The organism is Lysinibacillus sp. GW821-FHT14F06, assembly GCF_058803665.1.
Window position 1 is genome coordinate 27,071 of sequence record NZ_JBXAPF010000035.1, and the last position, 24,585, is coordinate 51,655.

Genomic DNA, 24,585 nt, shown 5'->3' on the forward strand with positions numbered 1-24,585 from the left:
AACGCAGCGGCAGCAACAGGATGTTGGTCACTCAGTCGTGTGTTGCTGTCGCTTCGCTTTTGCACAGATAAATTGCAACAGGACGTGGCGTTCTTAGACTAAGTTCCGCTATTTCAGTAGGTGTTGGGACATCCACTGAAAAGGAACCAAAACCGCATTCATCTCTCCACCTGTAGAGGTGGGAGTCTTCTACTGAATGAAGATACATGGGATAAAAAAAGTCCACAAGTCATCACTAAATAAGACTTGTAGACGTTCATTCGTCTGCCAAGCTCCACTTTTCTGCTCTTAACGCTTACGAGGTTAGCTGTCGGATTCGGGCCTGAGTAGCCCTACCCTTCATATTGAAGAGATTCACCCCAAGGATTACCTAAGTTATCCGTAAAAATTGGGTCCCCCGCGTTTAGTTGCTTCAGCGATTTAGAAATTTGAAACTTTTATAATGATGTCATATTACGCCTGTAGATTAAAAAAGTAAAGCAGAAAATTTTTCATTAAGACATGTAAAACACATAAACTTCTTTAGCCATCCAATAACAAATTGATTATTGAATTTAGACAAAAAAAGCTATCTTAAAAGTATATTCCCACTTTTAAGATAGCTAAGCACATTAATCCTCAATATCCTGCTCGAACCATAAAATGTCCCCAGTTGAAGAATCAACATCAATTTCGTATTCATATTGGCCGTTTTTAATTTCTATTTCATATATGCCATCATCGAGCTTTATTTTTGTAACTGTTCCCTTTACTTTTGTTAGTGCCTTTTCAATAGCCTGTTCTTTTGTAATTTTTGCTGTTTTGTTAGTAGAGGTTGTAGAGTAGTAATTCATATCATCCGAATCACGAAGCTCTTTCTTTTGCTTTAATAGCTTCCCTGTAAAAGCATCAAATTTTAAATCATATTCTTCCGTCTCTGTATGCACCTCAACCTCGTAGATAGAACGATAACGATTTTGATCGAACTCAATATCCGCAACTGTACCGTTAACAACAGCTAATGCTTTTTTCTCAATCTCCTGCATTGTTAACACTTTTTTTTCTTCTGCATCACCAGTTAGTAAAGTTGTAGAACCAATTACCGCTCCGACACCAAGTACACCAACAAATGCTGGAATTAAAATAATTTTCTTCATGTTCCTCTCTCCTTTGTTTTAACTGTCCTTAGCATAGCAAGTTAAGATGATAGGACAATAAGAGAAACATTAGAATTTCATGAGAACACCTAATGATCTTCATCCCATGAGACAGACATCACTTTTCCTGAGATTGCATGTATTTGAAACACGGCTTCCTCGTTCTTTGTTTCAATTTCAACTAGGTAGTAGCCACCATCCTCTGTCTCCTCATAATCAACGGAATCTATCTCACCATTTAGTTGCTGTAAGGCAATTTTAACTGCCTGCTGCTCAGAAAGCACTCCTCCACCTTCAGGTTGCTTGACTGGCTGTATATCTTTTTCTGTTAAAACCTTTCCAGTATAAGCATCTATAGTTAGCTCCTTTTGAGTATCTTTATTTTCTACCAGTACTGTATAAATAGTATGGTTTAATTTAATATTTTCGACTTCCCCATAAGCACTCGCCATAAGCTGCTTTATTTGTTTTTCTGATAATAACGCTTTTCTTTCAGTTTCCTTTAATTCCAATTCTTTGATCTGTCCTGAAGCGGCATCAAGCAAGACTGTATAAATTGCTCCATCACGGGAAAATACCATTTTATAATCATTTCCTCGCTTTTCAATTTGCTTTACTTGCCCATTATAGATAGCTTCGATATGCTGAATGGCCCCTGTTTCACTATAGGGCTCTGCTTGAAAAAAACGGTATTGAATAAACAGTAAAATGATACTTGCCATGATGAGGAAGACAACACTAATGATGAGCCACTTTTTCATTGCTGTCCCTCCTTCGGCACGCGTAACATAAAGCTTGAGCCCTGACCAAGTTTGCTTTCAACCTCTATTATAATACCCAATTGCAACGCAAGTTCTTGTGCGATCGCAAGGCCTAAGCCTGAGCCGCCAGTTTTTCGATTACGATCCTCAGCCACGCGATAAAAACGTTCAAATAAATGAGGAATATGCTCAGCTGGAATGCCAATTCCGTTATCCTGTATCGTAATTATCACCTGGTTTGTAGATTCTGTTGCATGTATATAAACATCACCCTCGCTATATTTGCGCGCATTATCAAGTAAAATGAAGAGCAGCTGCTTTATCAATTTTTCATCACTATATATATAACGCGGTACTTCAGCATCAACTATAAAGGATCGATGATAGGCCTGCTTCATTTGTGAGGCAACCTTCCTTAACAAAGGAGAAAGCTCAAGCTGTGTGAATTGTATAACAAGCTGCTCCTTATTTTTCGCTAATTCAAGTAACTGCAAGACCATTTCATGCATACGAGAGGATTCATTGACAATTGCCTGCAGTGATTCTTGTGCCACCTCTTTATTATCAAAGCCTCTGCGTAATAATAATTTTGCATAGCTTTCAATAACAGTAATGGGGGTCTTTAACTCATGTGAAGCATTTGATACAAATTGCTGCTGCTTTTGATAATGCAGTTCAAGCTTTTCCATCATCATATTAAAGGTATGATTAATTTTTGCTAACTCATCTCCACTTTTATCAGGGAGGTCAATTTTTTCATAGCTTCCTGTTGCCGCACTTTTGAGCATTGTTTTATTTAAACGCTCCAACGGCTGCAAAATTAAACGACTAAGAGCTAAACTTGCTAAGAAGATTGGGATAGATGCAACAATAGAGACAATGATTAATATAACCTTAAGCAAACTCAACGATGCCGCGACCTCTTCCATTGACTGCTTTAATTGAATTTGTATAACTGTACCATCCATCCAGATGGCAGGCATTGAATAGCTAATAGAAGGAGCATCTGACATTTCAAGAGTAGCCTGAACCTTTGTTTTTAACTGCTCTCCTTCATAAATATAGACAGCTCCATCCGTTGGCATATACGCTCTTAATACTTGCTGCAAATTGGTCTGCTCATTCAATTGGCTTAATGCTGAACTAAGCTCGTTAGCACGTGCTTGAAGCTGCTTATTTTCAGTGTTATAAGCAAGCTGCTCATATAAAAAATAAATACCACCGTTCGTTACCACTAAAATCACAAGCATTAACAGGGTTGTCAGCAAATGAATTTTTGTTTTAAGTCGCATGCTTGTGCTCCTTCAGCACATAGCCAACACCACGAACTGTCTGAATTATAGGTGTATTGTTAGCAGCTTCTAGCTTTTGTCGAACATAACGAATATAAACATCCACTACATTGGTATCTCCATAATAATCATAGCCCCAAACTGCCTGTAAAATTTGCTCTCGTGTTAATACCTGCTTTGAATGCTTTAGTAAATATAGGAGAAGATCATATTCTCGAGGTGTTAAGTCAATATTGATTCCATAATAGATAACTTCTCGTGTTTGCTCATTAATGGATAACTGGCCAAATGTGGCTTGTTCTTGTTGGGTGGGACTTTTTTGTGAAAATCTTAAAGCACTCCGAATACGAGCAAGTAATTCCTCTATTTCAAATGGTTTTGTCACATAGTCATTTGCCCCCAGGTCTAAACCCTTGACCTTATCTTCCACCTCATTCTTAGCTGTCAGCATGATAACAGGCGTCTGTGATTCAGTAGCACGAATGCGCTTTAGTACATCCATGCCACTCATTTCAGGTAACATAATATCCAATAAGATTAAATCCCATTGCTGCTCACGGTATTTCAGTAAACCATCCGTTCCTGTATGTGCCATCTCAGCCTCATAGCCCTCAAATTGCAACTCCAGTTGTAACACCCTTGCAATCTTTTCCTCATCCTCTATTATTAAAATTCGATTGGTCATGTCGAATCAGTCCTCATCTTTTCTTTTCATCGTAAACTAAGCAGGATGTGAAAGTCTAATTAGAAAATGATGAGAACTTATTTAATCTTTTATAACAGGAAATTTATTGATTTATTTCCTTAATTATTTTCTTATTCGCTACCTTTACCTTCATTTAACCTTTAAATTTTATACCATGAATGGAATCTCTTTTGATTTACTTACTTCTTTCACCTTCAACATTAGCTATCATCGAAAAACGATCCATGTAACGTTTTGTAAATATATTAGCGCTTATTTTAGCTACCTTTTTACCATTCAGCTCATCTGGAATAGAAAATGCATTGGTGTCCCCGTTATAATGAATTACAGTAACGGTACCATCTGGATTATTTCTCCAATCATAATTTCTTTCATCTTCCTTTATAGAAAGATTAATGGATACAACTGCAAAAAAAACGAATACTACAAAAAATACAAATCGAATTAACTTTATCTGAATCACTCCTTTTTATCTAAGATGAGTATAAAAATGTCCGTGAACTGCATTTATAAACCCGATTTTTTCTGGGCAGCTCTTCTAACTATTTGGGTGATGAGGCGAGACTGGTTAAGATTCTGTTATCCCTTATGATAGGGATATTAAATTTCGTGCACTATTGAGCAATGTTAATAGTTTGCTAAAAATAAAAATCCCATTAATAACAATTGAAAAAGTTATTGATGGGATTTTTATTTATTGTTGAAGGACTCTGTGTAAAAATGCTGCAAACTGAGCACGTGTCACAGGATCTTCTGGTCTAAAGTTTCCCTTTTCTCCTAGCGCAATACCATTCGCTGCAAGAATTGCAATATAGTCATATGCCCAATGTGTTACTGGGACATCATTAAATGTCTCTTTTTCCGTTGACGTTAAATGAAATGCTAGCACCATTATTTTTGCCATTTGAGCGCGTGTCATATTGGCTGTAGGATTAAAGTTGCCATTCACACCGTCAAATAGCCCTGCCTGTTGTACTCTTTGGATAACCTCAGCGTATGGATGTGTCGCAGGGATATCATCAAATGCTAGTGCTTCTTTTTTCAGCTCTAGCTCCATTGCTCGTGTTAGCATCAGGGCAACATGCTGGCGCTGAACAGGGGCATTTGGTTTAAATGTGCCATCTGGATACCCTGTAATAACCCTTTGTTTCACCATTGACTGAATCATTGTCCATGCCCAGTGATTCTTTGGTACATCTGAGAAAGTAATGTCTTCTTCTGGTTGAGGTGTTGGCTTAGGTGGTTGTGGCTCAACAGGTTCTACTGGTACAGGATTTGGTTGCTCTGGAGTCGGTTTTTGAGTAGGCTCTTCTGGAATTGGCGTCGGAGTTGGATTTACACTTCCCCCGCCACCTGATGAGCCGTTTACTAGCCATTTAGCGTACAAAGTGATATTGGCTGTTACTTTATCCATGTTAAAATTCCACGGTATTGTGAAATTAGCATCCTTATACCAACCTGAAAATGTATAACCTGCTTTTGTTGGATTTACTGGTTCTATTGCTGTTGCATTTCTAGCAATACGTTGGGATAAAACTGCACTTCCCCCGTTTGTAGCAAAGTCCAGCGTATATAGCAATTGTGCTGCCTCCCACTTAGCATATAAAGTTAGATCCTCTGCCACCCTATCTGTATCAAAGCTCCATGGCATAGTCAGTGCTTTATCCTTATACCAGCCCGCAAATGTATAACCTGCTTTTGTCGGGTTTACCGGTTTCGTTGCTATTGCATTGCCAGCAATACGTTGGGAAGGAACTGCACTTCCACCATTTGTATCAAAGTCCAACGTATATTCCGATTGTGCTACTTCCCACTTAGCATATAAAGTTAGATCCTCTGCCACTATATCTGTATCAAAGCTCCATGGCATAGTCAGTGTTTCATCCTTATACCAACCCGCAAATGTATGGTCTGCTTTCTTCGGAGCTGTCGGTTCGCTTATTTGCTCATTATACATTACCGTGGCCGGAGAAATAGCTGTTCCTCCATTTGTGTTAAAAGTGACAGAATATCCTTTAGCTGCCCATTTTGCATACAATGTTAGATCTCCATTTATCCGATCTGCTGCAAAATCCCACTGCGTATTTAATGCCTCATCGATATACCATCCCGCAAATGTATGACCCACTTTTGTTGTGTCTATTGGTTGGGTAACCTCCTTATCATACATTACTGTGACCGAGTCAATTGTTGTACCACCATCTGTATTAAATGTCACGGTGTATACATTCGGTGTCCATTTCGCATACAAAGTTAGATCTGATTCCCCAACATCAATTATGCTATCTACCGCATAATCTACACTATCTCCATTAGCAGTGCTGTTCCAGCCAACAAATAAATAGCCTGTCTTCTCTAATGCACCTACATTATCCAAAACAGTTGCTTTCGTATTTCTTTCATACATATTTGGATCTACTGGAATATTTCCTCGTACTGAGCCATTGTCATTATAGATTACCTTATAAGTAAGCAGTTCAAATAAATGATTGTATTGACTTGCATATGCTTGAGCCGTTGATGCATTATGACCATATATAGTTAAATCTATTGGATTAGCCTTAAAAGCATCTTCTAAAAGAATGGTAGTATCTGATAATACTTTTACTTTTATAAGCTGGTTATCAGTAAAAGCATTATCTTCAACAGTAATGACATTCTTAGGGATTTCCAAACTACTTAGCCTATTCTCACCAAATGCCCATCTGCCAATATTCGTCACACTATTAGGAATTTCTATACTAGTAAGTTGATTATCAAGAAACACACCTTCCGTTAAGCTTGTTATGCTTAATGGAATTGAAACATTCAGAAGTTGGTTTGTGGCAAATGCATATGGTCCTATGCTTGTGACACTAGGAGGAATCTCTAAAGAGGTAAGTTGATTTTCCGAAAACGCCATTTCTCCTAAAGTCTCCAAAGTTGCTGGTAGCTCTATGCTTGTTAATTGATTCCCTGTAAATGCGTAATCACTAATTATTTTAAGCCTATTTGGTAACTTTACAGTAGAAAGCTCATTGTCTAAAAATGCATATAGGCCAATTTGTGTCACATTATCCGGTATTTCTATATTGGTAAGTTTATTCATAAAGAATACACCTTCACCGATACTTGTGAGATTATTGGATAGTTCTACATCTGTTAATTGATTCTCTGCAAATGCAAGATCCCCAATCCGTGTGACGCTGTCTGGTATAACTACTTGTGTCAGACCTTTTTCACCAAAAGCTGCCATACCTATTGCTGTTACTACCTTGCCCCCTAGCTCGTTAGGTATGATTATTGTCGTATCCGTACCAATGTAATCTTTAATCGTCACTGTCCCATCCTTATTATTTGTCCAGACATAATCAGCTGCATTCGCATGAGCAGGTAAAGGGTTTACTATAAAAATAAAATAGATAGTTGTAAAGAGTAGTCCAATCTGTAGACTTTTCATTTAAATCCTCCTTTCATATAGCAAAAGATATATCTTCATGATAAAGAGTTACTTTTTTTAAAACTATTGAGCAATGTTAATAGATTGCTCAACAAGAAAAAATCCGCTATCAAAAAGGATAGCGGATCGTTTTATTAGGGCTGTTTTAATAATATTGCCTGTGCTCTATTTTTAACACCTAGCTTGCTGTAAATTGCTGAAAGATAGACCCGTACGGTACCTTCAGATAAAAATAATTGCTCGGCTATTTCCTTATTAGAGGCACCTGCTGAAAGGAGTGAAAAAATTTCTTGTTCACGGGCGGATAGAGTCTCTAATGCAGATACTTGCTCATGTTTGTTAGCACATTCTAGCAATCGATAGACATAGCTAATAGAGACCTCCTCATCCCATTCGCCTTTAGAAGCTTTCTGTCGAACATCAACGTAGTTTCCTAATAGGGAACAGATATTGCACTCATCCAAAAAGGTTCTTGTATAGTTATAAGGCTCGGCGAATTTTAAAGCTTGATGTAATGCCAACAATGCCTCTTCTGTTTGTCCTAGCTCTGCCAAGCATAAGGCTGATAAGATTATTGCTTCAATAAGAGTGGATAGCTGCCCTTGTTGCTCTGCCTGTAATTGCACCTGTATAATAAGTTGCTGCGCTTCTAGGAGGTGCCCCTTCATAAATAAATATCTAGCTTTTACGAGCGAATAGAATGGAGAATTCATATCGGCATTATCTTTTATTTTGGCTAGCTCCTGTTCTGCTTGGTCAATATTATTTTCGCGTAAATATAAAAGTACCTTCATCACTCTTATTGTATTCATCCAATGATGTTCACTTACATTCTCTATTGCATGATCTAACACGGCCTGCGCCACTATATGCTGATTTTCTAAAGCAGCGATTTTACTTTTTAAAATGTACATGGGCACTAATAATCCTGCATCTCGGAATCGATGACCAGAACTTAAAGCCTCCTCTAATTCTATTGATAGCTCATCAAAGTGATTCCATTCATATAATTTTTCTGCACGCATTCCATAGCTATAACCAGTCATACTTAAATCCTTAAATTCACCTGTTCTAAATTTTGCAAAAAAGGACATCGCCTGTTCATCTGAAAGCAGCTTTCCTTTGGAACCTATATTCGTTCGAAACAGAACATGTTCTTTTTGGTTGTATTGTATAAAAATGGCGTCCCATTTTGATCCTATAGGTTTTCTCTCCAACCTTTGCCGAATATATTGTGCACCTTTTGCAAGATCTCCATTTTTCATCACGGAAACATAGGCTTTCACACCTAAAAAATCATCTACAGCAGATGCATATGCGGCTTTATCCATCCACTGATTCATCTCATGCTTTTGTTCCAGCTCAAGCAAAATCTGGGATGCATCATCTAGATTGTGTAATGCAGCAAGTGTATAGGCGTACATAACCATCAATTCTGGATGTACTTCATATCCATTCGTCAATAAAATATTAATCCAATTTATATAAGATGTTGAATGCCCACAGGAAAGAAACATTACAATATGTTCATGAATCCATTGCTCAGCATAGGTAAATAACCCACCACTTAACGCAAGCTCTATGGCTGATAAAAAATTCCTATTCCGGTATAGTGCCACAGCAGCTTTTTCATATAAATTAAAAATCTCAATCTGAGAAAGTCGATAATTCAATTCTTGACGCAATGTTTCCCTTAACAAATTATGGTATCGATAAACCTGTTCTTCCGTTTCAACTCTACTAATAAATAACCCTTGTTTTTCAAGCTCTAACAAAATTTGTTGAGCATTAGTTTGATTCGTTAAAACATTACATATATCAGGAGTTAATTGTTCCAAAAGAGAGGTATACAGAAGAAATGTTTGGAGAGCAGAAGCAAGTTTGGTAAAAACCTCTTTCATTAAATATTGCGCTGCATAAGAATTACTTTCTCTAAATGGTTCGTCACCAACATTTTGGAATCTTGCTAATTGCAGGCCTGTAGCCCAGCCCTCTGTTACATTAAAAACTCTTTGTAACTCCTTAGAATCCAATTGTATATTTACTTTTTTATAAAATTCCTTCATTTCTTCGTACGTAAAAAGTAGATGCTCTACACCAATTTCAAGCAAGCTGTGGTTTAATCTCCATTTTGCAACAGGTAATGAAATAGTCGATCTACTTGCCATGTAAATAAAGCAGTGTTCCGGTAAGAAATCAATAAGGCGAATCATAGTTTGATGAATAGCTGCATTGTAAATATGATGATAATCATCAATCATGATGTGAATCTTCTCAGTAGATAGTGATATTTCATTTAATAGAGAATCTACTAAATATTCTAGTGGTAACTGTGGTTGAGCATGTAGTATAGAATTAATTCGGGCTGTTGCTTCTGGCTGTAAGAAATGACCAATAGAATGAATTAAATACTTCCAATAACGAATCGGATCATTATCTGTTTGGTCAACTGTATACCAAGCAACTGTTGAATCAAGTTGATGAAACCAGCTACTTAACAAAGTCGTTTTTCCATATCCTGCTGGCGCCTGCACTACAATAAGCTTCGAAGCAGCCTGCTGAAAAATGGCTGTTAAACGATCTCTTGCAATAATTTGCTCGTTTATTTTAGGTATAGTTGTTTTTGAGGCTAATAAAATATTTGGCATCTTTTAACCTCCTTCTTCTTTTCAGCTTTAATAGCCTAACCATTGTTTAGCCCATAGAATTGCCTTCATGCGAGATTTCACGCCTATCTTACTGTAAATCTCTGTCAAATAAACACGAATGGTTCCCTCTGTAAGGTGTAATCGCTGAGCTATCTCATTATTAGAAGCACCTTCTGCGAGTAATTGTAAAACATCCTTTTCTCTGGAGGTAAAATTATCCAAAAATTCATAAACTAAGTTGTTTTTCTGTAATAATTTATTTACATATGCTAGTGGTACTGAATTAAATATATTTCGTTTATTATGCTGACGTATACGCCAGTATTTATGAAGCAATGGTAATATGACCTCTTCTTCTAAAAATGTACGACAATAACCATACAAAGCACCCTGTTCAAGGGTATCGTGTAAAATGGTTAAAGCAGACTCCTCTTTTTCCAGCTCAAAATGACAAGCAGCTTCTAGTAATCCCGCTTCAATAAACGTCACAACCTGCTTTTCTTGAATTGCTCCCTCTTTCAATCGAATAGCAATTTGCAACGCTTCCTCTATTTGATTTTTAGCATATAATATTCTACCCTGAACTAATAAATAAAATGGATTTCTTGATGCAATTCGATAATTGATAAAATCAGTCACTTTAAAAAACTCTCGCTGTGCATATGAAATATTCCCTTCCGACAAATAAGCTTGTGCTTTCATAATGTGCAGTACACCAATCCAATAAGGCTTATCCGTTTCTTTCATAGCTTTTATCAGCAATAAATGTGCATCTTCAAATTGTTTTTTTGTAATATAAATACGAGCCTTTAAAAGGTACATGGGTATAAATAAACCTGGATCTTGAAAACGTAAACCATATTGTAAGGCTATCTCCAACTCCTTGGTAGCTCGATCTAGATCATTTATTTCATACAATATTTCTGCCATTAGCCCATAGGTAACACCGGTTATATTTCGTTCCTTTATTTCACTTTCACACAACACATGAATAAGTGCATCCAGCTTTTCGATAGGTAAAAATTTACCCTTTGAGCCTGCAATAGTACGCAAAATTCTTGGCTCAAATTGATTATATTTTAATGAAATATGATAGAGAGATGACTTTTCCTTTCTCACATTTACTCGCGTTTGTAGACCTTCTTTAGCTTTTTCAAGATCTCCATCCTTCATATAGGTAACATAGGCATTAATAATTTCGAAGATTTTTGATACAGCAATAAACTTAAAGCCATCCATCCATTTAGATGCATCTTGTCTAAAAAGCAGTTCCTCAATGATTTCATTAGCCTTCTCTATTTCATGCATAGAAAACAATGTAGTGATATATAGCACAAGCATATTAATGTCTACAGGATACTGAGCATCTCTTAAGATCTGTATCCATTGTCCAAATGCTAATGTATGTCCTTCAGCAAATATTTCTACCAAATATTTCTGAATCCACTCATGCGCAAGCTCATATAATTCACCATTTAGGGCAAGTTCAATTGCAGCTGCATAATCTCCTCTATCACATAAATTTGTGGCTGCTTCGAAATATATAGAATTAATCATCTCGTATGAATACTGCCTTTTGAGTTCATACTGTAGCGCATACCTAAATAGAGTATGATAACGATAAATGGGCGGATGTAACTGTAAGCGTTCAATAAACACACCCTTTCTATCTAAATCCACAAGGGTGGCTAAACCTTCTGATTCATTTGTTATAGTTATGCAAATACTCGGCTGTAAATGATTTAGTATGGACGTTCGAATTAGAAAATCCTGTATAGAAGAAGGCAATGAACTAAGAATCTCTTGCATAAAAAATTCATGGATATATGGAGTAGCCTTCGCTAATATATCCTTGCTGCTAAGATTATCTATAACATCACCTGTTGATAGTTTGATTAGCTGGATACCTGCTACCCAACCTTCAGTTATCTTTAGCAAAGGCTTTAAAACGCCAACCTGCTCATCATTAGAAAAAGACTTGAAATAAAAATATTGCAGCTCCTCTAAATCAAAACATAATTGACCGATTCCCACTTCGAGCATCCAGCCTTTAACACGCCAATCTGCTAGTGGTAATTCTAAATCAGTTCGAGTCGTAATATATATTCGTACATTGGCTGGTAAATACTCGATTAAGCGGATGAAGATCTGATGAATTTGAGGATGTTGGATTACTTGAAAATTATCAAAAACAATATGAATATTTTCTTTACATGCATCCATTTCATTTAACAGTGTATCTACTACTGTCTCAAAAGAGGTGATTTCATCTAGTAAATTGCTTAATTTCTGTTCTAAATCCTTTAATGTGCTTAAAGCTAAAGTATGTATTAAATATTTTAAAAATCGTATAGGCTCATTATCATTTCGATCAATAGTGAACCATGCTACAGATTCATCTATATGCCCAAGCCATTGACATAGAAGTGTTGTCTTTCCATATCCCGCAGGTGCTCGAATAATGGTTAACTTTTTCATTCGGTTGTTAGCGAGAATCGTAAATAATTTCTTTCTCTCGATAGCATTTGGTACTGTACGTGGGATTGTTACTTTAGATTTTACCCATACCATATCCATCCTTTTAACCCCCTTCTTCTTATTCTTTAGTTCGATAAATTTTTAAATTTTCCTGCTAGTTGTTTTTTCCACTTCCTTACTTCGTTATCACTTCTTTTAAATAGCGCATACTTATATTATAAAAGTTGAGGCAAACCACTTCACATTTTTTAAGCCTAGCGTTAGAATACTATTATCTGATTTTCCTATAGGAAACTTTATTTCGTTTACGATATTTTTTGAAACGAGGGAACAATATGGTTTACAAACAAGTCACAAAATCGTCGGCTGAGGCGGTTTTAGATGGAGATATAAAAGGCTGGCGACGCTTCTTGCCATTTCTTGGTCCTGCCTTCATTGCAGCCGTTGCCTATATTGATCCTGGCAATTTTGCCACTAATATTACTGCGGGCTCGCAATATGGTTACTTACTACTTTGGGTTATAGCGTTTTCCAATTTAATGGCGGTGTTAATTCAATCCTTATCTGCAAAGCTTGGGATTGCGACAGGAAAAAATCTACCAGAGGTGGCACGGGAGCATTTTTCAAAAAAAACATCCATTTTTCTATGGATTCAGGCAGAACTAGTCATCATTGCTACTGATCTTGCCGAATTTATAGGTGCAGCATTAGGTCTTTATTTGCTATTTGATATTCCTATGCTTCCAGCAGCATTAATTACAGCCGTTGGTTCATTTGCTATTTTAGAACTTCAAAGAAGAGGATTCAGAGCCTTTGAGGCAGGTATTTCTGGCATGGTTTTAATTGTCGTACTAGCATTTGCCTTCCAGACATTTTTAGCACAGCCAGATTGGGGCGAGGTAACACTTGGCATGTTCACGCCACATTTTGATGGGGTAGACTCCTTAATACTAGCTACAGGTATTTTAGGAGCAACTGTTATGCCTCATGCTATTTACTTACATTCTTCGTTAACACAAAGTCGTATTATTGGTCGTAATGAAAATGAAAAAAGACGCATTTTCCGCTTTGAATTTATTGATATTATTATCGCCATGATTATTGCTGGAGCAATCAACATGAGTATGCTCATTATTGCCGCAGCAGTATTTCACACACAAGGCGTGATCGTGGAAGATTTAGATGTAGCTTACAATGGATTAAAGGATGCTCTCGGTCCAATGGCAGCCGTTTCCTTTGGTCTTGGCTTACTCATCGCAGGGCTAGCCAGTTCCTCTGTAGGGACTTTAGCGGGTGATGTAGTTATGCAAGGTTTCATCCGTAGAAAAATACCACTTTATTTACGTAGAGCGATTACTATGCTACCTCCACTAGTAATCATTGCCTCTGGTGTCAATGCAACCTATGCTCTAGTTCTTAGTCAGGTTGTCTTATCCTTTGGTATTGCATTCGCTCTTGTCCCTCTTGTTATGTTTACAAGTAAACGGGACATCATGGGGAGCCTAGTCAACCATCGTATTACAACCATTTTAGGTTGGTTTGTCGTTGTCATTGTCGTTGCTTTAAATATTTATTTATTGTGGGAAACGATATTTGGATAAAAAAATGCCAGACGCAAAGATTATAGCGTCTGGCTTTTACGTTATGGGTGGTCCTAGACTTTCAGTGCGATTCTTAAATATCCATCTTCTCAATTTTTCGAAACGATGCATAGGCCACGCTTATACCGATAATTGCTAAAGCAATTGGTATAAAAATAATATCATTTAAAGAGAAGTTTCCTGTATTAGATGATACAACTGATACAATGAAAATAGATGAGATAATGGTTATTGGAATGGAGTATTTTCTCATTCCAAAGTACAATGGTATTAATGCAATACATGATGCTGCAATTGCATTCATTATAACAACAGGAATTCGTTGTATTATTAAAGAAATCGTTAAGGTATCTGAAAGCAAATGGAAATTACTACTGATGACACAAAAAACCGCTGTCACAAAAACATTTGATACAATAATTGCACTAAAGGTAAAAAGAACAATAATAGCCAACTTTGAAGCAATTAATTTCTTCCTATTTATTGGATACATAAATGCTAAAGTGATTGTTTTATATTTAAATTCTCCAATAATAAGTTTGGCAATTAATGCACTAGCAAAGATAATAAATACCGCTCTTACAGTTGAATCTATAAGACTAAGTACAGTCTGATAATTTTCAAAGCCAGGATCTCCTTCTATTTTTGTGATAAATAAAAGCATAAACATAATCCCTATTATCACAAAATTTGCGATGATAGCTCGTTTTATATAGGAGCCCATATGAAATTTTTTCATCTCTAGACGCATTAAGTTAAGCACTAACTACACCTCCATTGATCAACTTTAAGAAATAATCCTCTAATGAGCTTGATTTTTTACTAATCCCCTCAATTTCAATATCATGTTCAATCAATGTTTTAGATAGTAGCTTTTGTGAAGCTGTCGTATCATATATACGAATACAATTGTCGTCTATTAATTTGAAATTAGTAATATTTAATGTACTTTCTATAATAAAGGCAGCCTTTTTCCCATTATTAACAATCACTTCAATATAATCTACCTGACTACGATTAACAGCATCCATTGATACTTCCGTGATTAATCTTCCATTCTTAATAACGCCTATTGTATCAGCTAGTTGTTCAATTTCCCCTAAGATGTGGCTAGAAACAATAAGTGTAATGCCATACTCTTTACAAAGCATTTTGAATAACTCTCGTATTTCTTTAATGCCCACTGGATCTAGTCCGTTAATCGGCTCGTCTAAAATAAGTAATTCCGGCTTCGTAATAATGGCCCGTGCAATGCCCAATCGCTGTTTCATTCCTAGAGAAAAGTCTTTAACACGCTTCTCCTCTGTATTTGTTAGTTTCACTAGATCGAGAACATGACTAATTTCTTTCTTATCATAATAGCCCATATATTCGCAGTGTAATTCTAGGGTTTCCTTTGCTGTCAAATCTTCATAGAAAATTGGATATTCAATAATCGTCCCCAACCTTTTTAGCACTTCGTATGATCGGTCTGTTAATTTTTCACCAAAGATCTCAATATCTCCGCTCGTTGGCTTTGTTAGGTTCGTTAGCATTTTCATAACAGTTGTCTTTCCGGCACCATTGGGACCTAAAAAGCCATAAATCTCTCCCTTCCTCACATGCATATTGACAGCAGAAACCACTTCTTTTCCGTCAAACACTTTGGTAAGTTGATTTGTTTTCACAATATATGTCATGTTAATCTCTCCCTCAAATGTAGCTAAATTTATTATAAAAAATGAAGCTCTCTAATTTATTAATTGATTCTTACAAATTTCTTAAGTACAGAAGAAAGACCTGTAAAGCATTTAAAGCTCTACAAGCCCTCTATTTTTAGTACATCATTCTTTTTAACGTTATTGTAAAGATTGTCTTTTCGTATGGGATACTGGAAAGCTGAATAGAGCCATCCATTATTTCTACAAGACGTTTGGTAATCGTTAAGCCAAGACCACTGCCCTGAAAGGATTTATTTCTGGAATCTTCAAGCGTATACATTCTTTCAAAGACATTATCAATATGATATTCATCTATTCCCTTACCTCTATCCCATACATCAATATGAATACTTTTATCATCATTTCTTACGGACATTCCAATCACATTGCCTCCTGCCCCATAAGCAATAGCATTTGACAATAAATTATTCAAAGCCCTATCTAATGCCTCTTCATTACCTAACGCATATATTGGTGTCTCTGGTATTTCAATCTCTATCTCTAACCCCATGGATGTAACCATATCGTAAAATGATAAAATATTTTTCCGACAAATTTCACTTATATTGATTTTTGTCATTGGATAATCGGTATCTCCAGCCTCCAACTTGGCTAGGTCAAAAAATGTATGGATAATTTTTAATACTTCCAATGTCTTCGAATGGACACCAGTTACTAATCGCTGCCTCTCCTCCACACTAATTGAGTGATTAAGCTGTAGCATTTCAGTATAGCCTAGGACAACGGTTAATGGCGTTTTAAGATCATGCGAAATATTCGCCAGCATCTTTTTCATAGAGCTTTCCATTTTCCGATGTGTTGCCAGCACTTTTTGATTGTGATCCAACAATGCATTCAACACAATCAGTAGCTGCTGTATTTCTTGATTAGCTGTCGGTACTAAAATTTTTTCACTTGTTTCTTCGTTAATGACTGCTTGCAGTTTTCTGTGCATGTACCGAATAGTAGCGCCTTGTTGTTTTTTTGCTTTCACTTGAAACATAATAATTCCTATGAGTAATACAATAATCAATAATAGAAATATAATCATCTGCTTATCCTTCAAATTTATAGCCAATTCCCCAAAGCGTTTTAATATACTGAGGGTTGGATGGATCGTCTTCCATTTTTTCACGTAATCTTCTTATATGTACATTAATAATATTGTCATCTCCATAGTATGCGTCATTCCAAATTAATTGATAAATTTGCTGTTTTGTAAATACTCGATTACGGTTTGTCACGAATAGTTTTAAGATGGCAAATTCCTTTGATGTAAGCTTTACTTGTTGTCCGCTCTTCTCTACGGAAAAGTTAACAAGATCGATTAATAGGTTATCTATCTCTAATATGTCTTTCTTATCCTCTACTTGATTGGCGTATTTTGTTGCTCTTCGAATAGCAGCCTTGACACGTGCTGAAAATTCCAACATTGAAAATGGCTTTGCAATATAATCATCTGCACCTAATCCTAGCCCTAATGCTTTATCTACATCGCTATCCTTCGCAGACATAATGATAATTGGCAGTGATGCCTGCTCTCGTATTATCTTTAAAACTTCTAATCCATTTAGTTTCGGTATCATAATATCTAAAATCACTAAATCAAAGGGTTTATTTAAACAATTTTGTAATGCCTCTTCTCCATTCACTGCTGAAGTAACAAGGAATCCCTCCATTGTTAAATAACTTTCTACCATTTCCCTAATGGCTTCATCATCTTCTACTAGTAAAATACGTTTTTGCACCTTTATGTACCTCTCTTTAAGTTTAATCTATATGATATTACTGTCACTACTTAAAAAAACACGATATTAAGGTCGAAGCAATTATATATAATTTACCATAAATCATTTTTTTCGTTTATCATTTTAAAAAATATAAAAGCTGTCCCATAACCATCATTCAATGGCTTATAGAACAGCTCTATTTTTAATCCTCTACTCTTAAATCGCATTCTTTTAGCGGAAGCATTTTTGTTTTATATTTGATTTTGTATCCAAACCATAGCAGTAAAAACAGTGGGATACCAATATAAGAAACGAGTATTCCATACCAATCAATTTTATCCCCCATAAAGGCCGTATAATTTTGTCCAATAACAACAATCATACAAACCGTAAAGGCGAAAAGCGGACCAAAAGGATATAGCCTTGCTTTATATGGCAGCAATTGCTGATTCAAGCCCTGCGCTTCGAAAGCCCGGCGGAATCGATAATGACTAAATGCAATGCCAAGCCAAGCTATGAAACCAGACATTCCAGAGGCATTTAAAAGCCAAATATAGACAACCCCATCACCAAAAAATGATGCTAAAAATGCAAGGCAGCCTACAGCTAATGTCACTATTAAGGCATAGATTGGAATACCACGACGGCTTAATTTGGTGAAAAATTTTGGTGCATGTCCGTCTACTGCTAATTGCCATAGCATACGGGATGATGCATATAGTCCTGAATTTCCAGCTGATAGCATGGCTGTTAAAATAATGGCATTCATTAAGGAAGCTGCAAAGGCAATGCCTAAGCGATCAAACACTAGTGTAAATGGCGATACAGCGATATCTTCTGATAGTAAACGCTCATCTGTGAATGGAATCAACATGCCTATCGCACCAATCGCTAAAATATAAAACAATAGAATACGCCAGAACACCGATTTTACTGCTTTCGGAATATTTTTTCCAGGGTCATCCGTTTCACCAGCTGTAATCCCAAGAAGCTCTGTTCCTTGGAATGAAAATCCTGCTGCAAGGAAAATACCAAATGTAGCAAGGAAACCCCCATGAAACGGTCCATCACTAATAAAGAAATTTGTAAAGCCTACAGGTGCCTGTCCACCTAAAATACCAAAAATCATTAATAAGCTGATAATAATGAACACAATCACAGTTACCACCTTAATCATGGCAAACCAATATTCACTTTCCCCATAGCTTTTTACAGATAATAAATTAAAGGTTAATACAACAGCAATAAATAATACTGTCCATAATGCAGATGAGCTATCTGGGAACCAATATTTCATAATTAATGATACAGCCGCAATTTCAGCAGCAATCGTGATTGCCCAGTTATACCAATAGTTCCAGCCCAATGCAAAGCCCAAAGCTGGGTCAACAAATTTCGTAGCATACGTACTAAATGAGCCTGAAGATGGCATATAGGCTGCCATTTCCCCTAAGCTTGTCATTAAAAAGTACACCATAACACCGATTAGGGCATAGGCTAGTAATGCACCACCAGGACCTGCCTGTGCAATAGCACCGCCACTGGCTAAAAATAGCCCTGTACCAATTGTACCACCTAAAGAAATCATTGTAATATGACGGCTTTTTAATTCTTTTTTCAGCTTCGGCACTTTATGACCGAGCTGATTCACTTTTATTTCACTCACGATATAGCTTCCTTCCTAATATAAGAGGCAAAAAAATACCATCACATGAACGCTGTGATGGCTAAGTTAATCCTCAGTTTTTTCTAAATGATAGCTCAACACGTTGTTCAAACGTGACAGTTCTGTTCCTTTCGGAGACAGCCCCAGCATGAGGTTTTCAAGTCCCCTCACACTTCGGCAGTATTTCCTTTCAGCTAATCTCGTCAATGCTTGTCATTTCCATTAGCATACTCATAAATACCGCGACCTCTACCTCAATACAAACATGAGGCATATAATTATTAAATTTATGATGTGTACAATTTTAACATAAGACATTTTACATTTCAATACGATGAGTAAAGTTCCATATTTTATGAATATTCTACTATTTCAAATAATGTGATAAAGTAATATAGTGGTTCAATTATAATTGAATGTAAACAAGGGGGGATTAATTTTGACAACAAATGAAGATTCCACTAGTTATCCTAGCCGGAAAATTAGCTGGAGGGGAGCTACTTTATTATTAGTCATCGGCGTTATTTGTATTGCCTCAACATTACGAATGCCATTAACAGTTGTGGGACCTATTATTTCTTTTATACGAGAAGATTTAGGTATATCAAATGTATTAGCTGGATTTCTAACTACGATTCCACTACTAGCTTTTGCGGTTATATCGCCATTTGCACCAGTTGTTGCACGTAAATTAGGTCTTGAACTAACATTATTTTTGTCAACTATTCTTTTAGCATTAGGGATTGTACTGCGCTCTCTAGGAACAACAAGTTTGCTCGTGTTTGGAACTATGCTAATTGGTGTTGCTATAGCATTTGGAAATGTACTTATTCCAGGATTACTTAAATTAAAATTTCCTTATCACGTAGGTTTACTTATGGCCTTTTTTACAATGTCCATGAATTTAACAGCTGGACTCGGTGCTGGAATTAGCTACCCTATTGCCCAATCATCTCTTGGCTGGCAAGGAGCTCTGGCTATTGCACTTATTTTAGTTGTGTTAACCATTTTAATTTGGATTCCACAATTAAAGTTTAATAAGCCTGAGCCCGCTGTTAAGAAAACGAAAGAACGTATACCTTTATGGAAATCCCCTGTTACCTGGGCAGTAACAGGTGCTATGGGATTACAATCATTATTATTTTATACAACTGCAGCATGGATTCCTGAAATTTACATATCACAAGGTTTAGCTGCTGATCGTGCAGGCTGGATGTTCTCCATCATGCAATTTTCACAAGTTCCAATGGCTTTAGCTGTGCCAATTATCGCTAGTAAAATGACGTCTCAGCGACCCCTTGTATTAATGTTTACAGCATTTTATTTAGTAGGCTTTGTTGGCGTTGTTATGGAGTGGACAAGCCTTGGGGTGCTTTGGATGATTCTATTAGGCTTAGCAGGCGGAGCTTCATTTGCCTTAGCCATGATGTTCTTCACACTCCGCACTCGCACAGCCTTTGAAGCAGCTGATTTATCAGGCTTTGCACAATCACTAGGCTATTTATTTGCTGCAATTGGTCCTATTCTTTTTGGCTACCTGCATGATTTATTTGGTGGCTGGAATATTGCAGGTTGGCTCTTTGTCGTTGTAACTGCAATACTCTTTTTATGTTCATTTAGAGCCTCTAAAGATGAATATGTCCATTAAATAAAAGCAGATGGGAAAACTAGTCTTGTTTCCCATCTGCTTAATTTCTGTTCCCATACTTTTTTATTTATCAGATTGTGTACGATGCTGTTTTAGTAAGGTTAGCAGTTCATCAAGATCTTCCGCTGCTTCTTTGTTATGAGCATTGATAGCAGTAAAAATAGGAAGAGCCTCTTGTAGGAGTAAATGACTAAAATAATAATAACCTAAAAAAGCTTGCTGCTCATAACCCCTTGGCGTTTCCTCCTCCCACTCCAGCTCATCATCCTCCTCGTCTGCTGTCCATAAATATTTGACATCTAGTAGCTCCTGCATAGTTTGAACAGTATGTGCTGAGTCTAGATAATCCTCAGTAATCGCTTGAGCTACAGCTAAATAAAGCTCTATTTCTTGTAATGAAATATCCTCCGTATTTTTGCTAGCAAGCTTTTTTAAAAGGATAAGCAAAACCCATGGCGTTACCTGCCATAGTGTACCTTGATGCTCAATTAATTCAGCAAGCTGTTGATATTGCTCCTGTTCAATCAGCTGTGGGATAGCCGCTCCTCTACCAAAAGGTGTCGTCAATTGTTGCCATGGAATATTCGGGATATGCTGGTTCAACATATTGGATTACTCCTCTCCTAAAAACAAGATAGATTTAGTGTAAATGGGATTATTGCGATTGTATATAGGTACTAAGAGAGGCATTTTAGAACAGTATTTTATTGATAAACATGCATCATTGCTGATACTTTTGACTGCATGAATAATATGGGAAACTAAAAGAGGCCATAGTTGTGGATAGTGGAATTAATGGAGATCTCCGTAAAACCCTTCAGGAGCTGTTGGGATATTAAACAGCTCCTTTACAGTTAATAGCATGGCTTTTGATAAAAATAATTTGGTGTATGATAAATATTTATATAAGGTTTATGAAATATATGAGTCGTTGCAGGCGAAAGCGGCGGTATTAACCATATCCAGTTGCCTGTCAGTTCTCGTCCTACCGATTCCTCTGCTTCTTCAAACAGTTTAAACTGTTGTGCAGCTGTATGATGATCCACAATGCTTACTCCATCTTCTTTAAAAGAATGAAGGACAGCAATATTGAGCTCCACTAATGCACGGTCTCGCCAAAGCGAGATTTGCTTACTTGTATCAAGATTAAATATCTCTGCAATAGCTGGCAGCATATTATAGCGATCATAATCTGCTAAATTACGTGCGCCGATTTCTGTCCCCATGTACCAGCCATTGAACGGAGCTGCTTGAAAATCAATACCTGCCATTTGAAAACGCATGCTTGAAATAATAGGTACGGCATACCATTTCAACCCTAATTTCTCCACACCTACTGACTCTGGATGACGAATTGGCACCTCTAAAATATATTCTGCAGGAATTGCAAACAACTGCGGAGCACGCCCATCAACCTGTACGACAAGTGGTAACACATCAAATGGTGTTCGCTGACCTTTCCAGCCTAATGATTCACATACTTTTGTAAATGCGATTGAATTTGAATCACCAATAACTCCTGTTTCCGTTTCATAGCCTGCATAACGAATTAGCTGATGATTCCATATCCGTACTCGATCTGAGGCAAACACGGTTATAGTTGGACGAATTTTCCCTCTATTTGTTGCATAATCAATATGCTCTAGTAGCTTTTGAAAAATGTCCTGTTCCTCTAAAACATCACGTGCGTCAACTACATGTAATGACTGCCAAAACAGGCGACCAATACATTTGTTGCTATTACGCCATGCCACCCGTGCACCAAAAATTAGTTCGTCTGTTGTTGGACTGTATTCTCCTGCACTTCTAATCTGTTGTAATCTATTTTCTAACCATAATTCAGATTCATTTTGCTCTACCTGATATAGATTTAAGAACTGTTGTATTTCCTGTATATTCATGTCGATTCCTCCACCTACCCTCATATTAGAGGAACAAATCGGGTAGCACCATGAAAATATCTATAGAAAAAACATACATATTGCATATATGAAATAGTTTGTTCAAATTTTAGAGGCTGTTATGTAATTTCATAAGATATAAAAAAGCTATATTTATCAAAATATAGCAAAGCAATAATTTAGGAGCAAGTAACAATTACAATTTCTTTTCGTTTTGAGAACTAAGGAACGTATTACAATAAATTTGTTGATCTTTCTCTATACCTTTTATACGTGCATACTTATTACCGAATTCACACATTGTATTTAAAACTGGTACAAAAGATCTTCCTAAATCAGTTAAGCTGTATTCCACTTTTGGAGGTACTTCTTTAAATACTTCTCTTTGTACAAGTCCATCTCTTTCTAATTGTTTCAATTGATCTGTTAATACTTTTTGTGTAATTCCAGGTATTACTTCATAAAACTCTTTTGTCCTTACTGATTTTTGGCTCAAGAAAAAGAGTATTAAACATTTCCATTTTCCACCTGCAATATTCATAAAAATATTGATTCCAGTATTATAGTTAACCATGTGCTCTTGCTTTTCCTCCTAAATAGGCACTTTAAAGTGGCTATACCACATTTTTGTGCGTTATTTTCTTATTTATTATTGCTTACTATAATTAAAGGTGCAATAAATAAAAATTTCGGAGTTGATAAAATGAGTGTAAAAAATATTTTAGAAAAAAGACGTTCAGTTAGACATTATGATCCAAGTTATAAAATTAATTCAGAAATTCTAACCTCTTTAATTGAAAGTGCAAGTAAGTCACCTAATGGAAATAATATTCAAGCTACTCGATACTTAATTATTGATGAGCCAGACTTAAGAAATTTATTACTGCCTATAGCTTTTAATCAGCAACAAGTGATAGAGGCTTCAACATTAATTGTTATGTTAGGTGATTATCAGGCATTTGATAAAGGCAATATTATTAAGATACATGAAGAAGGCTTTCAAGCAGGCTATTTTGATGAATCGCTAAGAGATTATCTAGCGAATGCTGCAATAAATTATTATGAAAATAAATCTAAAGAAGATCTAAAGCTAGAATTAACTAGAGATGTAAGTCTTGCGTCAATGTCATTAATTTTGTTAGCAAATGAAGCTGGTTTTGAGACAATCACTATGTCAGGTTATGATTCTAAGAAATTAAAAGAAATCTTAAATATTCCTGAAAGGTATTTAGATGTTATGCTTATAGCTATTGGTAAAGGTACTAAAGCTGGTCATCAGACCGTAAGACATAATGTTAATAAGGTAATGTATAGAAACCAAATCATTTAGGTGCTCTCATAGTATCTGATTATGTAAAATAGGTAGACAAAGAAATATGTATTCTTGATGAATAAGCAAAAATGACCAGTTACTCATTTAAAGTGAGTACTGGTCATTTTATTTATATGACTTAAATATAATTCTTCGCCTTGTGTTTCAAGGCTTAATTAACCTACACCAGTGGTTTCTTTATAAACTTAAAACTTATTTACCTCTGGCTTTGAACTGTCTACAGATTCATTAATTGAATCTATCTAGTGCAGGATTACACTTTCTGATGCACTATGATTATACCTCTCAAATGACCATGGTTTCATTTTTGATTTGTAAGTTCACTATTTTATAAGGCCATCGATTGACAAAAATACAGAAAAAAGCATGTAACACACAACTGTGCTACATGCTTGATGACCCGTACGGGATTCGAACCCGTGTTACCGCCGTGAAAGGGCGGTGTCTTAACCACTTGACCAACGGGCCGTGGCTCCGAAGGCAGGACTCGAACCTGCGACAACCTGATTAACAGTCAGGTGCTACTACCAACTGAGCTACTTCGGA

Annotated in this window: 19 protein-coding genes, 2 tRNA genes and 2 riboswitches; of the genes, 3 read left to right on the plus strand and 18 right to left on the minus strand. The window is 36.4% G+C overall.

From position 1 onward, the window contains the following. Positions 1-278: 278 nt before the first annotated feature. A riboswitch (cyclic di-AMP (ydaO/yuaA leader) is annotated at positions 279-428 on the minus strand. A gap of 183 nt (positions 429-611) precedes the next feature. From AC1RNS_RS22150 to AC1RNS_RS22185, 8 genes are all read right to left on the minus strand, one after another. Beyond that, positions 612-1,136 carry a PepSY domain-containing protein gene (locus AC1RNS_RS22150; protein ID WP_492995798.1) on the minus strand — a complete coding sequence of 175 codons (525 nt, stop codon included), beginning with the start codon at positions 1,134-1,136 and terminating at the stop codon, positions 612-614. 89 nt (positions 1,137-1,225) lie between these two features. Next, positions 1,226-1,897, minus strand: coding sequence for a PepSY domain-containing protein (locus tag AC1RNS_RS22155; protein WP_492995800.1), 672 nt, complete (start codon positions 1,895-1,897; stop codon positions 1,226-1,228). Next, the gene (locus AC1RNS_RS22160; protein ID WP_492995801.1) at positions 1,894-3,189 is read right to left on the minus strand and encodes a sensor histidine kinase; all 1,296 of its coding nucleotides are present in this window, start codon (positions 3,187-3,189) and stop codon (positions 1,894-1,896) included. The genes AC1RNS_RS22155 and AC1RNS_RS22160 overlap by 4 nt, the downstream gene beginning before the upstream one ends. Then, positions 3,179-3,874, minus strand: a complete 696-nt coding sequence (locus AC1RNS_RS22165) for a response regulator transcription factor (RefSeq protein ID WP_492995802.1) — start codon at positions 3,872-3,874, stop codon at positions 3,179-3,181. Before AC1RNS_RS22165 ends, AC1RNS_RS22160 begins: the two co-directional genes overlap by 11 nt. Positions 3,875-4,070: 196 nt before the next feature. After that, positions 4,071-4,358, minus strand: coding sequence for a hypothetical protein (locus AC1RNS_RS22170; protein WP_492995804.1), 288 nt, complete (start codon positions 4,356-4,358; stop codon positions 4,071-4,073). A gap of 231 nt (positions 4,359-4,589) precedes the next feature. After that, positions 4,590-7,334: an InlB B-repeat-containing protein gene (locus tag AC1RNS_RS22175; RefSeq protein WP_492995806.1), complete on the minus strand. Its 2,745-nt coding sequence runs from the start codon at positions 7,332-7,334 to the stop codon at positions 4,590-4,592. Positions 7,335-7,468: 134 nt separating this feature from the next. Further along, on the minus strand, positions 7,469-9,982 hold the full coding sequence (locus tag AC1RNS_RS22180; RefSeq protein ID WP_492995807.1) for a winged helix-turn-helix domain-containing protein: 2,514 nt from the start codon (positions 9,980-9,982) through the stop codon (positions 7,469-7,471). Between the two features lie 27 nt (positions 9,983-10,009). After that, positions 10,010-12,559 (minus strand): winged helix-turn-helix domain-containing protein, encoded by a 2,550-nt coding sequence (locus AC1RNS_RS22185; RefSeq protein WP_492995809.1) that lies wholly within the window; start codon positions 12,557-12,559, stop codon positions 10,010-10,012. Positions 12,560-12,795: 236 nt separating this feature from the next. On the opposite strand from AC1RNS_RS22185, the gene AC1RNS_RS22190 reads away from it, so the two are divergent. Continuing rightward, positions 12,796-14,061, plus strand: coding sequence for an Nramp family divalent metal transporter (locus tag AC1RNS_RS22190; RefSeq protein ID WP_492995810.1), 1,266 nt, complete (start codon positions 12,796-12,798; stop codon positions 14,059-14,061). Between the two features lie 73 nt (positions 14,062-14,134). Here the strand turns inward: AC1RNS_RS22190 and AC1RNS_RS22195 are convergent, their stop codons facing one another. The 5 genes from AC1RNS_RS22195 to AC1RNS_RS22215 all read right to left on the minus strand — a co-directional run bounded on the left by AC1RNS_RS22195 (position 14,135) and on the right by AC1RNS_RS22215 (position 19,157). Further along, a complete protein-coding gene (locus tag AC1RNS_RS22195) occupies positions 14,135-14,824 on the minus strand; it encodes an ABC transporter permease (protein ID WP_492995812.1) in 690 nt (229 codons plus the stop codon). Then, positions 14,817-15,740: an ABC transporter ATP-binding protein gene (locus AC1RNS_RS22200; protein ID WP_492995813.1), complete on the minus strand. Its 924-nt coding sequence runs from the start codon at positions 15,738-15,740 to the stop codon at positions 14,817-14,819. The genes AC1RNS_RS22195 and AC1RNS_RS22200 overlap by 8 nt, the downstream gene beginning before the upstream one ends. Positions 15,741-15,876: 136 nt before the next feature. Further along, positions 15,877-16,812, minus strand: a complete 936-nt coding sequence (locus AC1RNS_RS22205) for a sensor histidine kinase (RefSeq protein WP_492995815.1) — start codon at positions 16,810-16,812, stop codon at positions 15,877-15,879. Positions 16,813-16,816: 4 nt separating this feature from the next. After that, positions 16,817-17,509, minus strand: a complete 693-nt coding sequence (locus tag AC1RNS_RS22210; RefSeq protein ID WP_492995816.1) for a response regulator transcription factor — start codon at positions 17,507-17,509, stop codon at positions 16,817-16,819. A gap of 184 nt (positions 17,510-17,693) precedes the next feature. Then, complete coding sequence (locus tag AC1RNS_RS22215) at positions 17,694-19,157, minus strand: amino acid permease (protein WP_492995817.1); 1,464 nt, start codon at positions 19,155-19,157, stop codon at positions 17,694-17,696. A gap of 83 nt (positions 19,158-19,240) precedes the next feature. Further along, positions 19,241-19,417: riboswitch (Lysine riboswitch) on the minus strand. A gap of 179 nt (positions 19,418-19,596) precedes the next feature. On the opposite strand from AC1RNS_RS22215, the gene AC1RNS_RS22220 reads away from it, so the two are divergent. Continuing rightward, positions 19,597-20,805 (plus strand): CynX/NimT family MFS transporter, encoded by a 1,209-nt coding sequence (locus tag AC1RNS_RS22220; protein WP_492995818.1) that lies wholly within the window; start codon positions 19,597-19,599, stop codon positions 20,803-20,805. A 63-nt stretch (positions 20,806-20,868) separates the two neighbouring features. Here AC1RNS_RS22220 and AC1RNS_RS22225 read toward each other — a convergent pair whose 3' ends face one another. From AC1RNS_RS22225 to AC1RNS_RS22235, 3 genes are all read right to left on the minus strand, one after another. Further along, positions 20,869-21,411 carry a hypothetical protein gene (locus tag AC1RNS_RS22225; RefSeq protein WP_492995820.1) on the minus strand — a complete coding sequence of 181 codons (543 nt, stop codon included), beginning with the start codon at positions 21,409-21,411 and terminating at the stop codon, positions 20,869-20,871. Positions 21,412-21,659: 248 nt separating this feature from the next. Next, positions 21,660-22,706 (minus strand): nitric oxide synthase oxygenase, encoded by a 1,047-nt coding sequence (locus tag AC1RNS_RS22230; RefSeq protein ID WP_492995821.1) that lies wholly within the window; start codon positions 22,704-22,706, stop codon positions 21,660-21,662. A gap of 196 nt (positions 22,707-22,902) precedes the next feature. After that, the gene (locus AC1RNS_RS22235; protein ID WP_492995822.1) at positions 22,903-23,280 is read right to left on the minus strand and encodes a winged helix-turn-helix transcriptional regulator; all 378 of its coding nucleotides are present in this window, start codon (positions 23,278-23,280) and stop codon (positions 22,903-22,905) included. A gap of 36 nt (positions 23,281-23,316) precedes the next feature. On the opposite strand from AC1RNS_RS22235, the gene AC1RNS_RS22240 reads away from it, so the two are divergent. Beyond that, positions 23,317-24,036 carry a nitroreductase family protein gene (locus tag AC1RNS_RS22240; RefSeq protein WP_492995824.1) on the plus strand — a complete coding sequence of 240 codons (720 nt, stop codon included), beginning with the start codon at positions 23,317-23,319 and terminating at the stop codon, positions 24,034-24,036. A gap of 399 nt (positions 24,037-24,435) precedes the next feature. Here AC1RNS_RS22240 and AC1RNS_RS22245 read toward each other — a convergent pair. Both AC1RNS_RS22245 and AC1RNS_RS22250 read right to left on the minus strand, forming a co-directional pair. After that, positions 24,436-24,507: transfer RNA gene (locus AC1RNS_RS22245), tRNA-Glu, on the minus strand. Between the two features lies 1 nt (position 24,508). After that, positions 24,509-24,585: transfer RNA gene (locus AC1RNS_RS22250), tRNA-Asn, on the minus strand.